Below are 14123 nucleotides of genomic sequence, written 5' to 3'. Positions count from 1 at the left end.
ATAGCTCGTATACATAGTAGTACAAACCATCGTAGGGGGTATCGTGATGAAAAAAATAAGTCGTCTACCATTTTTAACTATAGTATTGATTGGTATGTTACTTCTAAGTGCATGTGGCATGTTTAAAGGAGAGCAAGAAACCATGGAGGATATGGATCCACCACCAGAACAAGCAAACTTAGTTGACGATCTAGAAAGTATTACAGATGGAGAATCAGAAGGTTCCGATGAGGAAGGTACTGAAGAAGAAGAAGAGGAAAATATGGAATCAGAGACAACGGGAGAACCCGTTACACGTACACTGTATTTACTGGATCAAAATGGGCTCGTAGTACCTGTTGAAGTGGACTTACCTGCACCGAGCAATAAAGAAGTTGCAAGACAAGTAGTGGAATACTTAGTGGAGGATGGTCCAATAAGCTCTATACTTCCAAACGGATTTCAAGCGGTACTTCCTTCAGGTACAGATGTCATATCGCTCAATTTAGATGAAAGTGGGACACTTGTACTTGATCTGTCAGAAGAATTTGCCAATTATGAAGCAGAGAATGAGAAAAAAATTCTGGAAGCCATGACTTTTACATTAACACAGTTTGAAAATGTGAATAATATTAAAATTTGGATTAATGGGCAAGAGCAACAGACTATGCCAGTGAATGGAACACCACTTACAGAAGGATATTCTCGTGCTAATGGAATTAATGTCCATGTAGCCGACGCAGTAGATTTCATGGAGAGTAAAGCAGCAACGCTTTACTTTCCAATGCAAGCTAATAATGAAGAAGTTTATTTCGTGCCAGTGACACAACACGTTCCTTTAAATCAGGATAATGAGCTACACTCAATTGTACAAGCTCTATTAGAGGGACCAGCCTTTGATTTACCATTAGAAAAATACATTAACACTGGTGCACAATTAGCAAGTGAGCCACTATTAAATAGTGATGGCACCCTTTCTCTACAGTTTAATGAAAACATCTTAGCAAATAGTGAAAAAGGTGTGATTGCTGATGAAGTGATGGAGTCCATAGTGTTAACAATGACTGAACTAGAAAACGTAGAGGCGATTGAAGTTTCTGCTGGGGAACATAAAGCTGTTATAAGTGAAAGTGGACAAGCTTATGAAGAACCAGTGACACGGGAGATGGCGTCACCTAAAGAGAGTATTTAATGACTGAATAAAGAAGAGGCAAGGAAAGAAGTATTTTATCATAGTAGATACCGAACGATTTGCAAGAATTCGTTCGGTATTTACGTTTTTTATAATTACTTCGCTAAAACACTTCGCTTTTACCCATACGGTATAAGTAAAAAACTGTGCAAAAAATACTTACACAGTGTTTCCTATACCTCGGCACGGCCTCAACTTCCCAATACTCACAATCTCTATGGTTATTCAAAACAATTGTTAGTCTAATTTAAGTTTTTTGGAAATGTATGAAAGTCTACATGTTAGAGAAAATATGTTAAGATATTACAGAATGATAGGAGGAAACGATGATGCGAGAAACCGGCAGAGAAGTTAATGAACTAAGACCTATACATATTGAAACGGATTTTACAAAACATGCAGAAGGTTCTGTATTAATAACAGTGGGAGAAACGAAAGTAATTTGTAATGCAAGTATTGAGGATAGAGTTCCTCCTTTTTTACGTGGTAGTGGAAAAGGATGGATTACTGCAGAATACGCTATGCTACCAAGAGCTACTGAAACAAGAAACATTCGAGAATCATCTAAAGGTAAGGTTTCTGGACGAACGATGGAAATCCAACGTTTAATTGGTAGGTCGTTGCGTGCTGTAGTGGACTTAGATGTAATTGGAGAAAGAACAATCTGGATTGACTGTGATGTTATACAAGCAGATGGTGGAACAAGAACAGCTTCTATAACAGGAGCATTTGTAGCAGCAGCCCTTGCGCTTGGAAAGTTACATAGAGAGAAAAGAATTAAAAAGTTCCCTGTTAAAGATTATTTGGCTGCTATTTCTGTAGGAGTTTTACCTAATGGGACGGCAGTGTTGGACTTAGAATATACAGAGGACTCTATTGCACATGTAGATATGAATGTGGTAATGACAGGAAATGGAGAGTTTGTTGAATTACAAGGTACCGGAGAAGAGGCAACTTTTTCGGGTAATCAGTTAATGGAAATGTTAGTTCTTGCCGAAGAAGGGATAAGAGAGATTTTTTCGATTCAAAAGCTTGCGATTGCGGAATATGATAAATATATCACGGAAAAAAATGAGGAACATGAATAATGAAAGAGATTGTTATTGCGACTCGAAATAAAGGCAAAGTGAAAGATTTTGAGCTTTTATTTAATAAGTACGGAATAAAAGTCAAATCATTACTAGACTTATCACCGGAAATAGGAGACATCGAAGAGACTGGTACAACATTTGAGGAGAACGCTGCGATTAAGGCAGAAGCCATTTCTGAAAAGCTTCATATACCTGTAATTGCTGACGATTCAGGCATTGAGATTGATGCACTGAATGGTGCCCCAGGTGTTTACTCTGCTAGATATGCGGGTACAGACAAAGATGATGAGGCTAATAACCAAAAAGTATTATCTGAATTAAAAAATATACCTTCTAGCGATAGAACAGCTCGGTTTGTATGTGTACTTGCAATTGCTGAACCAGGGAAATCAACAGTTTTTAAAAGGGGAGAATGTGAAGGTAAAATTGGTTTCGAACCAGTTGGGGAAAATGGATTTGGGTATGATCCGTTATTTTATCCATCAGGTTTTGATAAGACAATGGCACAAATGTCCCCTAAAGAAAAAAGTGAAATTAGCCACCGAAAAAAAGCTCTAGATCAACTTGAAGATTGGTTGCAAAAGTGATTATATAGTATTAAGGAGAGTTCTTCATGCCAAAAGTGTTAATTATGAGTGACAGTCATGGTTGGAAGGAAGAGGTTCTAACGATTAAAAATCGCCATCATTATGAGGTCGATGTAATGATACATTGTGGAGATTCAGAATTAGAGCCTGATAGTAAAGAACTAGAAGGATTTCAAGCAGTGAGAGGGAATATGGATTTTGATATGGATTTCCCTACAGAAAAAGAAGTGCAGACTGGTTCTTTACATTTCCTTGTCGTACATGGTCACCTACATCAAACTAATTCTACTTATATGAATGTACAATATCGAGCGCAAGAAATTGGTGCAAATGTTGTTTGTTTTGGTCATTCTCATATCCCAGTAGCTGAAAAAATAGGTGAAATTTTATATATAAATCCAGGTAGCATTCGTCAACCTCGCGTACAGTTACCCGGATCCTATGCTATTTTATCAGCAGATGATGATCTGGAAAACGTACAAATTGATTATTATACAAAAGAGGGACTAGAAATAGAAAAGCTCGCTTATAAAACGTCCTTATAAGCGCAATAAATAATAGCGAAAGAAAAATCGTATTATTTTGGTCGATTTTTTCTTTCCTATTAAGCTTTACGTTCTTTTTTGAAAAAATACATAAAAAATGTTGACATTCATTCAGGAAGTTAATATAATAATACTTGTCCGAAAAAAAGCAATAACTTTTTAAGCGGTCATACATATGATACCTAAAGAGCATGCGGGTGTAGTTTACTTAGTAGGTTGCTTAAGCACAACCGGGTGTGTATTAGTATGTGTTTTGCTCGTCACACTAGTTGCGTGAATACATAAGAGTTTTATTTATATTATGCGGGTGTAGTTTAGTGACGAGCATAACATCGTCGAAACCACATCGAGTTGTCCCGAAGAAGCCAACAACGAAGCGATACTAGAAGATGCAGGGACAGGAACCATAAGCTTAAATTAAAAGCGTGTTGGTATTGAAATTTATTATTTTAATTATTTTGCGGGTGTAGTTTAGTGGTAAAACCACAGCCTTCCAAGCTGTTGTCGAGGGTTCGATTCCCTTCACCCGCTCCATATTGTGTCCCAGTAGCTCAGCAGGATAGAGCAACAGACTTCTAATCTGTAGGTCGGGCGTTCGAATCGCTCCTGGGACGTTTTCTCAGCACTGTTAAACGTTAGAATATGACGTTAACAGTGCTTTTATTTTTATAGCAGTTCAAGCAAATAGTTTTGAAACTGTATCGTTATAAGTTTAGAAGGTAGCAAAGAAGTGAATACAAGTAATAGTGTGTATCTTTAAAAGGGAATCCTTATAGTTGTCTGTTTCACTCAACAATGCCTCTCAGCATCTGTAGATTATAGTTATTAAAGTTAAAAACTCACATAAGAAAACGACTATGTCATATTTTGTTGAAAATCCAGCTCTCTCTACATAATGGTGGTACTTGTATAAACGTGGTTATATTATTTATAATAAAAAGAAACGATAGACCAAGGCAGGTGAAAGAATGGAGGAGGAAAAAGAAAAAATCATTATATTTCCGAAATGGAAAGACAACTTAGAAAAAAAGGCTAAAGAAGCTATGGAAGCCAATCACTTTGAAGAGGCTCTCCGTTATTTTGAAGAATTAACATCAAATGGAGTAGCATCTCATGAAGTACATACAGGAAAATTAATTTGTATGATGGAAATGCAGATGCATGAAGAAGCAGAAATATACTGTGAAGCACTTCTATCTGAACATAATGATTATTATTTTTCCTATTTACATATCTATACGACATTGTTGCTAGAATCTAGCAAATATCAAGATATCATAGAATTACTGGAAGATGTGTTTCGTGATGAAGTGGTTCCGGATTTATTTAAAAGTCAGCTAGAGCACATCTATACATTAAGCAAAGAATTATTTGAGCAAGAGAGCGAGCAAACTTTCGGCGAAATAATTGAAAAACTGAAACAGGCAGTTATACATAAGAATGATCGTCAACAGTGGTATATGATGAAGCAATTACATAGTCTGAAATTAAGTAAGGATATCCCGATTTTAAAGCAAATGTTAGTAGATGAGAATATACATCCTGTAGTCAAATCGGCAATACTAGAATATTACATAGAAACGAAGCCAGTTGATACCATCGCTATAGAGAAATTCAATATTCATTACGAATGGGATTTAAATGATGTCAATAGCTTATCCCCAAGTGATTTTTTCTCGGGTGTTTACTACTACTTAGATGATATGGAAAGTGATGATCCGACATCCTATCAAATGATGCAATTTGTCTTAAACCGCTTTGCTTATGTTTACGCACCATTTTTACCAGAAGAAGAGAATTATCAAGCGTTAGCGGAAACATTACGTTATTATGTACATATGAGTTACGATTTAAAAAAACACGCAGACGATAAGCGGATATTACGCTTAAAAGAACATTATTTAAATATGATTGAGACTTCAGAAGCGTTGTATTCCTCGATTATTGATATGTAGAGAAGATTAATTCTTGCAAATCAATCAATCGTTGTATACAATTTTGCCATGTGAGTTTATTATTGAAAGGTATACTAGTTGTGTTATAATATTGTAGTTGTTTGCGTTCGGTCTACAATATATGAGAAGTGATATGAACGTTAATTATATGATTTATTGTTGGAGGGAAATGTAATGGCAGCAAAATGGGAAAAGCAAGAAGGTAATGAAGGAGTATTAACGGTTGAAGTTGAAGCCGAGAAATTTAATAGTGCACTAGATCAAGCATTCAAAAAAGTGGTAAAGGATGTACAAGTACCTGGATTCCGTAAAGGTAAAATGCCACGTGGTCTATTCGAAAAAAGATTTGGAGTAGAATCTCTATACCAAGACGCAGTAGATATTGTGTTACCTGCTGCATACACAGAAGCTATTGAAGAAACAGGAATCGAACCTGTTGATCAGCCAGAAATAGATATTGACCAAATCGAAAAAGGTAAAAATTTAATTTTCACTGCAAAAGTAACGGTTAAACCAGAAGTGAAGCTTGGAGAATATAAAGGCTTAGAAGTAGAAGAAGAAAATACAGAAGTTACAGATGAAGATGTAACTGAAGAACTTACAAAACGTCAAGAGCAACAAGCAGAGCTAGTTGTAAAAGAAGATGGAGAAATCGAAGACGGTGATACGGCTGTAATCGATTTTGAAGGGTTCTTAGGAGAAGAAGCTTTCGAAGGTGGTAAAGGTGAAAATCATTCATTAGAAATTGGTTCTGGTTCCTTTATCCCAGGTTTTGAAGAACAACTTGTTGGTAAAAAAGCTGGTGAGGAAACTGAAGTAACGGTTACGTTCCCAGAAGAATATCATGCAGAAGATCTAGCAGGTAAGGAAGCTGTCTTCAAAGTGAAAATCCATGAAATTAAGCAAAAAGAACTTCCTGAATTAGATGATGAATTTGCAAAAGACCTTGATGAAGAAGTTGAAACACTTGATGAATTAAAAGAAAAGATCAAGAAACAACTAAAAGATCAAAGAGAAACAGACGCAGATACTAAAAAACGTGAGTCTTTAGTTGAGCAAGCATCAGAAAATACAGAAGTTGATATTCCAGAAGCGATGGTAAATACAGAACTAGATCGTATGATGCAAGAGTTTGAACAACGTCTTCAAATGCAAGGTATGAATCTAGAAATGTATACTCAGTTCTCAGGCCAAGATGAGGATCAATTGAAAGAACAAATGAAAGAAGATGCAGGTAAACGTGTAAAAACGAACTTAACATTAGAAGCTATTGCAGAAGCTGAAAATGTTGAAGTAACAGAAGAAGATATCAATAAAGAACTTGAATCTATGGCTTCTCTTTATAACATGGAAGTTGATCAAATTAAACAAGCACTTGGTGGGAATACAGCAATGCTTCAAGATGACTTGAAATTCAGAAAAGCAATTGATGTATTAGTAGATAATAGCAAAACAAAATAAGTTAGCTTTAATGAAAACAAGGTACGGTGTTAAGTACCTTGTTTTCTCTCCATTTCGTTCATGAAAGAAACAGATCATATAAGAAGCTCATCTGGTTATCATACCTATTGTTGCCTTGTATAGGGCGAAAACATAATAAACGAACGAATGGATTAAATCCACAGTTACATACATATACTAAATATCGATGAGTACTTTTTTACATATCCATTATCCGAATCTCCTTAATCGCCATCAGACATATTAGTTGCTATACTGAATATAAATTTGGTATGCTTCACTCGTGTTTTGTCCAATCCAATTACAAATAAGACGATAAAATTAATCGCGCTAACATCATAAAATGTATATTACTTTTTTATTTTAGTTCAATTTGATATGATTGGCTAAAGAAAGAAGTGAAGGAATAATCTTATTTGGACAGGAGATATTCTATAGAAGGGGTGAGTCTCAACCATGTACAAATTTAATGAAGAAAAAGGACAATTAAAATGTTCTTTCTGTGGTAAAAACCAAGACCAGGTTCGTAAACTTGTTGCTGGACCAGGTGTTTATATATGTGATGAATGTATAGAGCTTTGCACGGAGATTGTAGAGGAAGAGCTAGGAACAGAGGAATCATCTGAATATAAAGATATTCCAAAGCCACAGGAGATCTGTGAAATTTTAAATGATTATGTTATTGGTCAAGAAGATGCTAAAAAGAATTTATCTGTAGCTGTATATAATCATTATAAGCGAATTAACGCTATATCAACGAAAGATGAAGTAGAATTAGCGAAAAGTAACATCGTTATGATTGGGCCGACTGGAAGCGGTAAAACCCTACTTGCACAAACTTTGGCACGTATATTAAACGTTCCATTTGCGATCGCAGATGCTACTTCTTTAACTGAGGCTGGCTACGTTGGAGAAGATGTAGAGAATATTTTGCTGAAGTTAATCCAAGCAGCAGATTATGACGTAGAAAAGGCTGAGAAAGGGATCATTTATATTGATGAGATTGACAAAGTAGCAAGAAAGTCGGAAAACCCATCGATAACACGTGATGTATCTGGAGAAGGTGTTCAACAAGCATTGTTGAAAATTCTAGAGGGTACAGTCGCAAGCGTACCTCCTCAAGGTGGAAGAAAGCATCCACACCAAGAGTTTATTCAAATAGATACCTCTAATGTTCTATTTATTTGTGGTGGAGCATTTGATGGTATTGATCAAATTATAAAACGTCGACTAGGTAAAAAAGTGATTGGTTTTGGTGCTGAAACCGAAGGTAATGATCTAAATAAAGCAGAATTGTTATCTAAAGTATTACCAGAGGATTTACTGCGCTTTGGGTTAATTCCTGAATTCATTGGAAGATTGCCTGTAATTGGAAGTCTTCAACCGTTAGATGAAGAAGCTTTAGTTGAGATTTTAACGAAACCTAAAAATGCACTCGCTAAACAATATCGTAAATTATTAGATATTGACGGTGTCGAGTTAGAATTCGAACAAGAAGCATTAGAAGCAATTGCGAAAAAAGCAATTGAACGTAAAACAGGTGCACGTGGTTTACGTTCCATAATTGAAGAAATTATGCTCGAAATCATGTTCGAAATACCTTCAAGAGACGACATTAAGAAGTGTATTATTACTAAAGAGACCGTTGTTAATGAAAAAGGTGTAGCTGTCTTATTAAATGAAGATGGCGAAGAAGTCAAAGTCTCCAAACAAACACCGAAAGAAAGTGCATAGCCACTAATAAATGCACCGATAGCCTATCAGGCTATGGTGCATTTTCTTTTTACATTGTACGAAAAATTTTACAAACATATTGTTTTTCATTAAACTTATACAAAATAGGGAATAATACATAATGATTTTTATCCTATGATAAAAATGAGACTGTTAGAAGATAATAACGATATGAGCTATTGTGTTATTATGCAACAAATGAGTTAAGCGGAGGTGCCACCATATGGACGAAAAAAAATTTATACATATCCCTTTACTGCCATTACGCGGTTTAATTGTTTTTCCGGGAATGGTTATTCACCTGGATGTTGGTCGTAAAAAATCAATTCAATCATTAGAAAAAGCTATGATGAATGATAAACATATCTTCCTTGCAGCCCAAAAAGAGAGTGCAATAGATGATCCAACAACGGAACAGATTTTTAATATTGGTACAGTTGCTAAGATTAATCAGATGTTAAAATTACCAAACGGAACGATGAGAGTATTAGTTGAAGGTGTTCATCGTGCAGAGATTTTACGATATATTAATGAAGAAGAGCAGTTCTTTGTAGAAGTCGAACCTTTAGAGGATAAAGAAGAGAACTCTAATAAAGAGATTGCACTTATGCGAGCTTTAATTGAGCAATTCGAATATTATAGTCAAATGTCTAAAAAAATTAGTAAAGAAACATTAGCGAGTGTAACAGACATTGAGGTACCGGGACGTCTGACAGATATGATTGCTTCTAACATTCCTTTAAAACAATCTGATAAACAAGCATTGTTGGAAACGATTAATGTGGAAGAGCGTTTGCAATTGTTACTTTCAATTATATCGAACGAGAAAGAGGTATTGGAGCTAGAACGCAAAATTGGAAAACGTGTAAAAAAATCAATGGAAGAAACACAGAAAGAATATTATTTGCGAGAGCAAATGAAAGCTATTCAAAAGGAACTAGGCGATAAGGACGGTAGAAATGGAGAAATAGCTGAAATTCGTAAGATGATTGAAGAAAAGCAGCTACCAGATAATATTCATAAGCTTGTCGAGAAAGAGTTAGCTCGATATGAGCGAGTTCCTCAAACATCCGCTGAAAGCTCCGTCATTCGTAACTACATTGATTGGGTTTTATCACTTCCTTGGACAGAAGAAACGGAAGATAATCTTGACCTACACCATGCGGAAAAAATCCTAAATGAAGATCATTATGGATTAGAAAAGGTAAAAGAAAGAGTTCTAGAGTATTTAGCTGTTCAACAGTTAACTAACTCGCTAAAAGGTCCAATTCTTTGTCTAGTTGGTCCTCCAGGTGTTGGAAAAACCTCCTTAGCTAGATCAATTGCTCGAGCGATTGACCGAAAATTTGTAAGAATATCACTTGGTGGTGTCCGAGACGAGGCGGAGATAAGAGGTCACAGACGTACATACGTTGGAGCTCTTCCAGGTCGTATCATACAAGGAATGAAAAAAGCTTCGACGATTAACCCTGTATTTCTTTTAGATGAAATAGATAAAATGTCTAATGATTTTCGGGGTGACCCATCTTCAGCAATGCTAGAAGTTCTTGATCCGGAGCAAAATAATACGTTTAGCGATCATTATCTCGAGGAAACATACGACTTATCTAAAGTAATGTTTGTAGCGACAGCTAATAATTTGGCAACAATTCCACAGCCTTTATTAGACAGAATGGAGATTATATCTATTCCAGGATATACAGAGGTAGAAAAAACACATATAGCCAAACAACACTTAATAACGAAACAACTAAAGGAAAATGGTTTGAAAAAAGGGCAACTACAAATTCGAGATGAAGGCTTAATCAAGCTAATTCGCCGATATACTCGAGAAGCGGGAGTTCGAGGATTAGAACGTCAAATTGCATCTATCTGTAGAAAAGCTGCACGTATGATTGTCGGAGAAAAGAAAAATAAAGTCATCGTAACAGAGAAGCAATTGGAAACGTTACTTGGTAAACCTCGTTTCCGTTATGGGTTAATGGAAGAAGAAGACCAAGTAGGGACTGCAACTGGACTAGCCTATACAGCTAGTGGTGGAGATATTCTCTCTATCGAAGTTAGTTTAGCAGTTGGGAAAGGAAAACTAACGTTAACTGGTAAACTAGGTGATGTAATGAAAGAATCTGCCCAGGCAGCGTTTAGTTATATTCGTTCTAGGGTAAATGAGCTAAGGATAGAGGAAGATTTCCATGAGAAATACGATGTCCATATTCATGTACCAGAAGGAGCGACACCAAAAGACGGACCTTCTGCAGGTATAACAATGGCGACTGCACTTGTTTCAGCTTTAACTGGACGCCCGGTTAAGCGCGAAGTCGGTATGACTGGTGAGATAACACTCCGAGGAAGAGTTCTACCTATAGGAGGTTTAAAGGAAAAATCTCTTAGTGCACATAGATCTGGAATAACAACAATAATAATTCCTAAAGATAATGAAAAAGATTTGGATGATATTCCAGAAAGCGTACGTAATGAATTGAGATTTATACCTGTCACTCATTTAGACGAGGTGTTACAACACGCTTTATCGGAGGAATATTATGAAAGTAACTAAAGCAGAAATAGTAATTAGTGCGGTATCAGAGAAACAATACCCAGATGGTAACTTACCTGAAATCGCGCTAGCTGGAAGATCCAATGTAGGAAAATCATCATTTATTAATAAGTTAATTAATCGTAAAAGTTTAGCACGTACATCATCGAAACCTGGAAAAACCCAAACGCTTAATTTCTATCTTATTAATGATGCCTTTCATTTTGTAGACGTACCTGGTTATGGGTATGCAAAAGTCTCGAAGCGAGAGCGCGAAAAATGGGGCAAAATGATGGAAGAGTACTTTACTAAAAGAACTAATTTGAAGCTAGCAGTACTAGTTGTTGATATACGTCACAAGCCTACCAATGACGATGTAATGATGTATGATTTTTTTAAATACTATGAGATGAAGGTATTAGTTATTGCAACTAAACTAGACAAAATCCCTAAAAATAAAAAGCAACAACATCTTCAGCAAGTTATTAATACGCTGGAACTAGATAAAAATGATACTATTATTCCCTTCTCAGCAGAAACTGGAGAAGGAAAAGATGCAGCTTGGAACTTCTTGCAGCAATACTTATAAAAAAGAGGACGAGACAGAAGTATTTTATCATAGTAGATACCGAACATATTGTAATAATTCGTTCGGTATCTACGCTTTTTTAATTACTTCGCAAAAACACTTCGCTTTCCGCAGGCAACGCTTCAACTAATTTCATAAGTTTCTAAAAAAACTTATGAAATGGATTTTCAGCTGTTGCTTTTCCTGCTGGAGTCTCGTGTTTTGACTACGTAATTTATATAACAGCATTTTGTTGTATTGAGTTATGTCTCAGACTTTTCTTTAATATTATTTATGGACGATGCTGGTATAGATAAGTAGTAAAATGGAAAAAGTAACTGATAACTCGTTACTTTTTCTTTACTAACATGTAAATTCCACCGAATATTAATAAGATAGGCCATGATTGGAACAACCAATTCATTATAGTATTTACCCACCCAAACCATTCCGGTTTATTTTCCATAAAAATTGCCATAAAAGAAATTAGTAATAGAACAATAGCAGGTACGAAGCCTTTCTTTGATTTCCACGCTTGAACGAGAAACGCTATTCCGATGATTAATGTAAACATAGCCCAATGATCAATCCAAAAGGAATAATATTTCAATCCATGAAAGTGGATACCAATTCCAAATAAAAGAACTCCAGGGAATATATTTTTATATTCTTTCGTACTAAACGAATGAATTAAAAAAGCGACACCAACGATAATAAGTAGTGTAGGCCATGAATAAAAATCCGTTAATATTGGAATTTTCCATTCTCTTAGTAAAAAATATAGGCCCACTCCAATTAATAAATAAGGAAAAAGACCATTCTTTTTCATTTTTAACACCCCAGATTATAATAATTATTATATGATATTAATTTCTTGATTGGTGTTTTAATCTGTGTTACATTAGCTATACGTTCATAAGTAGACACAATACACCTATTTTAGCATAGAAACAACTAACTGTTCATAAATTCCTCACGATTTATTCGTTCTAATTCTGCTATAATGGAAGATAAGTGTTTGTGTGGTTGGGGGTAGGTAGGCGTGCATATTATCGCAGCAGGTATAAATTATAAAACAGCACCAGTTGAAATAAGAGAAAAGTTAGCATTTACAGAATCTGAATTACAAGATGCTATGATGGCACTTAAGGAACGAAAAAGTATTCTGGAAAATGTTATCCTTTCTACATGTAATCGGACGGTAATATTTGCAGTTGTTGATCAACTTCATACAGGAAGATATTATATTCAGCAGTTCTTATCCGATTGGTTCTCAATTGATAAGGAAGTCTTTGCTCCTTACATTATCTCTCATGAAAATGAATCAGCAGTAGAACATTTATTACGTTTATGCTGTGGTTTAGAATCCATGATTGTAGGGGAAACTCAGATATTAGGACAGATAAGAACTGCTTTCTTAGAAGCTCAAGCTAAAAAGCTGACTGGAACGATTTTTAATGAATTGTTTAAACAGGCGATTACTTTTGGAAAACGTTGCCAACGTGATACTTCAATTAATGAGAATGCGGTATCTGTCAGTTATGCGGCAGTTGAGCTATCTAAAAAGACGTTAACAGAATTAAAAGACAAGCATGTAGTCGTAATAGGTGCAGGGAAGATGGGCGAGTTAGCGGCAAAAAATCTCTATGGCGCAGGTGCAAATCAGGTAACAGTGATTAATCGTACGAAAGAGAAGGCCGAAAAACTTGCAGAAAAATTCAATGGTATTGCAAAATCAACGGAAGAGCTAGAAGAAACGTTAGTAGAAGCGGATATTGTTATTAGCTCAACGGGGTCTCGAGATTATGTAGTGACACATCAACAAGTGGAAACAATCATAAGGCAACGTCAAGAGAAGCCGCTCTTCTTAGTAGATATTGCTGTACCAAGGGATATTGATCCAGAAGTAAACAATTTTGAGAATGTTCACTTATACGATATAGATGATTTATACGATACAGTTGATCAGAATCTTGAAGCAAGAAAAGAGGCAGCTAAGCAAATCGAAGAATGGATTGGTGAGGAGATAGCTGTTTTCTATGAATGGGTACAGACATTAGGCGTTGTACCAATCATCAACGCTTTAAGAGAGCAAGCGTTAACTGTACAAAAAGAAACAATGGAAAGCATTGAAAGAAAAATCCCTGACCTTACAGAACGGGAAAGAAAAGTACTGAATAAACATACAAAAAGTATTGTTAATCAATTATTAAAACAGCCAATTCTACAAGCAAAGGACCTTGCAGGAGAACCAAATGCAGAAGAGGCTCTAGCATTATTTATGAGGATTTTTGCTATAGATGAATCCGTTTATGAAACAGCGATACAAATTCGCAAAAAGACGAGTAAAGACTCGGAGCTTTCTATAATCAATAGTTAACAAAATGAAAAGCTAATGTAAGAATAATGGAAGCATTTTAAAAAGAAACCAGAGAGCGAATGTGCTTGCTTTCTGGTTTCTCACTATTAGTAGGT

At 35.6% G+C, this 14123-nt stretch carries 11 protein-coding genes and 2 tRNA genes; 12 read left to right on the top strand and 1 reads right to left on the bottom strand.

The window, feature by feature from the left end:
• The first annotated feature begins 46 nt into the window (after positions 1-46).
• From GGQ92_RS03820 to yihA, 11 genes are all read left to right on the top strand, one after another.
• Complete coding sequence (locus GGQ92_RS03820) at positions 47-1171, top strand: GerMN domain-containing protein (RefSeq protein WP_184244690.1); 1125 nt, start codon at positions 47-49, stop codon at positions 1169-1171.
• A 329-nt stretch (positions 1172-1500) separates the two neighbouring features.
• Entirely contained in the window at positions 1501-2259 is a 759-nt protein-coding gene (gene rph / locus GGQ92_RS03815; protein WP_184244688.1) for a ribonuclease PH, read from the top strand.
• On the top strand, positions 2259-2849 hold the full coding sequence (locus tag GGQ92_RS03810) for an XTP/dITP diphosphatase (RefSeq protein WP_184244686.1): 591 nt from the start codon (positions 2259-2261) through the stop codon (positions 2847-2849). Before rph ends, GGQ92_RS03810 begins: the two co-directional genes overlap by 1 nt.
• Before the next feature lie 26 nt (positions 2850-2875).
• The gene (locus GGQ92_RS03805; RefSeq protein ID WP_184244684.1) at positions 2876-3394 is read left to right on the top strand and encodes a metallophosphoesterase family protein; all 519 of its coding nucleotides are present in this window, start codon (positions 2876-2878) and stop codon (positions 3392-3394) included.
• Positions 3395-3854: 460 nt separating this feature from the next.
• Positions 3855-3928 (top strand) — tRNA-Gly (locus GGQ92_RS03800).
• 6 nt (positions 3929-3934) lie between these two features.
• Positions 3935-4008 (top strand) — tRNA-Arg (locus GGQ92_RS03795).
• 354 nt (positions 4009-4362) lie between these two features.
• The gene (locus GGQ92_RS03790; protein ID WP_184244682.1) at positions 4363-5349 is read left to right on the top strand and encodes a hypothetical protein; all 987 of its coding nucleotides are present in this window, start codon (positions 4363-4365) and stop codon (positions 5347-5349) included.
• A 174-nt stretch (positions 5350-5523) separates the two neighbouring features.
• Positions 5524-6810: a trigger factor gene (gene tig / locus GGQ92_RS03785; RefSeq protein WP_184244680.1), complete on the top strand. Its 1287-nt coding sequence runs from the start codon at positions 5524-5526 to the stop codon at positions 6808-6810.
• Between the two features lie 456 nt (positions 6811-7266).
• Positions 7267-8544 carry an ATP-dependent protease ATP-binding subunit ClpX gene (clpX, locus tag GGQ92_RS03780; protein ID WP_184244678.1) on the top strand — a complete coding sequence of 426 codons (1278 nt, stop codon included), beginning with the start codon at positions 7267-7269 and terminating at the stop codon, positions 8542-8544.
• A gap of 223 nt (positions 8545-8767) precedes the next feature.
• Positions 8768-11101, top strand: coding sequence for an endopeptidase La (gene lon, locus GGQ92_RS03775; RefSeq protein WP_184244676.1), 2334 nt, complete (start codon positions 8768-8770; stop codon positions 11099-11101).
• Positions 11088-11669 (top strand): ribosome biogenesis GTP-binding protein YihA/YsxC, encoded by a 582-nt coding sequence (yihA, locus tag GGQ92_RS03770; RefSeq protein WP_184244674.1) that lies wholly within the window; start codon positions 11088-11090, stop codon positions 11667-11669. The genes lon and yihA overlap by 14 nt, the downstream gene beginning before the upstream one ends.
• A 328-nt stretch (positions 11670-11997) precedes the next feature.
• On the opposite strand, the gene GGQ92_RS03765 is transcribed toward yihA, so the two are convergent.
• Positions 11998-12477, bottom strand: a complete 480-nt coding sequence (locus GGQ92_RS03765) for a LiaI-LiaF-like domain-containing protein (RefSeq protein WP_184244672.1) — start codon at positions 12475-12477, stop codon at positions 11998-12000.
• Positions 12478-12690: 213 nt separating this feature from the next.
• Between GGQ92_RS03765 and hemA the strand changes: the two genes are divergently transcribed.
• On the top strand, positions 12691-14028 hold the full coding sequence (hemA, locus tag GGQ92_RS03760) for a glutamyl-tRNA reductase (RefSeq protein ID WP_184244670.1): 1338 nt from the start codon (positions 12691-12693) through the stop codon (positions 14026-14028).
• Positions 14029-14123: the final 95 nt, after the last annotated feature.

Source organism: Gracilibacillus halotolerans (assembly GCF_014206945.1).
Taxonomy (GTDB): Bacteria; Bacillota; Bacilli; order Bacillales; family Amphibacillaceae; genus Gracilibacillus; species Gracilibacillus halotolerans.
The sequence above is the reverse complement of the archived record's forward strand: the minus strand, read 5'-3'. Positions and strand labels throughout refer to the sequence as shown.

Coding starts and splice junctions, on each gene's coding strand:
- yihA (WP_184244674.1), top strand. CDS start 11,088: ATGAAAGTAACTAAAGCAGAAATAGTAATTAGTGCGGTATCAGAGAAA.
- rph (WP_184244688.1), top strand. CDS start 1,501: ATGCGAGAAACCGGCAGAGAAGTTAATGAACTAAGACCTATACATATT.
- GGQ92_RS03810 (WP_184244686.1), top strand. CDS start 2,259: ATGAAAGAGATTGTTATTGCGACTCGAAATAAAGGCAAAGTGAAAGAT.
- clpX (WP_184244678.1), top strand. CDS start 7,267: ATGTACAAATTTAATGAAGAAAAAGGACAATTAAAATGTTCTTTCTGT.
- GGQ92_RS03790 (WP_184244682.1), top strand. CDS start 4,363: ATGGAGGAGGAAAAAGAAAAAATCATTATATTTCCGAAATGGAAAGAC.
- GGQ92_RS03805 (WP_184244684.1), top strand. CDS start 2,876: ATGCCAAAAGTGTTAATTATGAGTGACAGTCATGGTTGGAAGGAAGAG.
- GGQ92_RS03820 (WP_184244690.1), top strand. CDS start 47: ATGAAAAAAATAAGTCGTCTACCATTTTTAACTATAGTATTGATTGGT.
- GGQ92_RS03765 (WP_184244672.1), bottom strand. CDS start 12,477: ATGAAAAAGAATGGTCTTTTTCCTTATTTATTAATTGGAGTGGGCCTA.
- lon (WP_184244676.1), top strand. CDS start 8,768: ATGGACGAAAAAAAATTTATACATATCCCTTTACTGCCATTACGCGGT.
- tig (WP_184244680.1), top strand. CDS start 5,524: ATGGCAGCAAAATGGGAAAAGCAAGAAGGTAATGAAGGAGTATTAACG.